The organism is Eggerthella sp. (assembly GCF_048329335.1).
Lineage (GTDB): Bacteria > Actinomycetota > Coriobacteriia > Coriobacteriales > Eggerthellaceae > Eggerthella > Eggerthella lenta.
On sequence record NZ_DBFEGU010000343.1, the window covers coordinates 1 to 1676 of the forward strand.

General features: G+C 69.9%; 2 protein-coding genes. One reads left to right on the forward strand and one right to left on the reverse strand.

Translation table 11 applies throughout. From position 1 onward, the window contains the following. Positions 1–546 (forward strand): helix-turn-helix transcriptional regulator (locus ACMO6A_RS10730; protein ID WP_418471247.1); only part of this gene is annotated, 546 nt, incomplete at its 5' end. 105 nt (positions 547–651) lie between these two features. Here ACMO6A_RS10730 and ACMO6A_RS10735 read toward each other — a convergent pair. Beyond that, a partial coding sequence (locus ACMO6A_RS10735) for a helix-turn-helix transcriptional regulator (RefSeq protein WP_418471248.1) occupies positions 652–1676 on the reverse strand: 1025 nt, incomplete at its 5' end.

A 1676-nucleotide genomic window follows, 5' to 3' on the forward strand; every position in this document is an offset into this window, starting at 1 on the left:
CTCGTGCTCTCCGGCGCCATCGCCTCGCTCGACGGCATGCAGGATGTGCCCGGCCTCAACATGGTGTTCGACGAGATGAAGCGGGCGCGGCCCTCGTCCATCACCGCGCCGGCCTACTACGAGGCGAAGGTCACCGAGGCCGCGGCGATGCTGCTGGACTGGTCGCTGGCCAACGCGCGCGGGGCGGCGAGCGCCATCCGCGCGGCCGACCGCAGCGCGCTCAACCTGACGCGGGCCCACATCCGCGAGCACCTGGACCGCGCCGTGCCCTCAAGCGAGCTGTGCCGCATCGCCTGCATGAGCGCGAGCAAGCTGACGAGGCTGTTCAAGCAGGCCGAGGGCATGACGCCGCAGGAGTACGCGCGCACCCTGCGCATGGAGCGCGCCTGCGAGCTCCTGGGCGACACCGACCTCAGCATGGCCGAGATCGCCGCCCGGCTGGGCTTCGCGCGCCAGGGCAGCTTCTCGGAGGCCTTCAAGGAGCGCTTCGGCGCCACCCCGCAGGAGTTCCGCGCGCTGCGGGCCGCCCGCAGGAGCGCCCGCTAGCGCCCGGCCCTCGCACGCTGTCTCTCTTCGCACATGTGCCGATCAGCGCGCGGCATCGGGTACCCTGCACGTTTCACGCGCTTTCCCATCACGCCGGCGCCCTCCTCAGCCGCGTCGTGCCAGATCCTGCGACGTCCGCTCGCCCAAATCGATGAGCTCCTGGCGGCCGTGCGTTCCCGTCTTGACGTAGATGCGCCGCAGGTGCGTGTCCACCGTGCTCTTCGAGATGAAGAACTCCGCGGCGATGCGCTCCCCCGTGCGCCCCTTGAGCGCCAACGGAAGGATCTCGGCTTCGCGCTTCGACAACCCGTGCTCCGAGGCGATGAGACGGCATGCGTCGTCGAAGCGGTCGGCATCGCGCACGATGACCGACAGGGCGCGGAAATCCCGCTCGGTGAACAGGAAGAGGTACGCGTACAACGCGGCCAGGCCCGCGAACGCGGCGACGGCGTAGGGCACCTGCCCGGCCGGCTCCAAAAGCTCGATGCCGTTGCCGCAGGCGATGCCCGCCAGCTCGCCCGCGTACAGCGCGGCGAACCCGCGCGCGAACGAAACGGCGGCATCCTGCCCCGTGATCTTCGCCATGACGAGGAACAGCGACACCAGCACGAAGGTGAGCCCCAGATAGCCCGCCAGCACGATGGCCTCGCCCGGAACGCCGAACGAGCCCAACACGGGCACGAACAGAAAACCCGCCATCATCACCAGAACGGCCAACCGGTACACCCCGTCGAGCGGCCCGTCCACGGCGCCGCCCGTCTTGCCCGCCGGATCCCCTGCCTTGCCGAGGCTCACGCCCAGAAGCTGCAGCGATGCGATGCAGAACAGCACGAGCAGCAGCAAGCTGGCCAGCACCGTGGGCGTGGAAGCCATGCCGGGATCGGAGCCGAACGTCTCCATGAAGCCTGCGGCCAGGCCGAACAACACGGTACCGGCGATGATCTTCTTCGAAAGCCGCGCCGTCTCGTCACGCTGCTCCTTCGTCGCCAAGAGGTCGCCGAAGGACAAGGAGCCTCCCTGGGACGTCCCCTCGCTTGCGGCGGCGCGCGTCGGCAGCAGCCCGCGCAGCGCGAAAGCGCTTCCCAGCGGAAGCAGCTTGAGGGCGAACGCCGCCTGGGGCGCGGCGATCG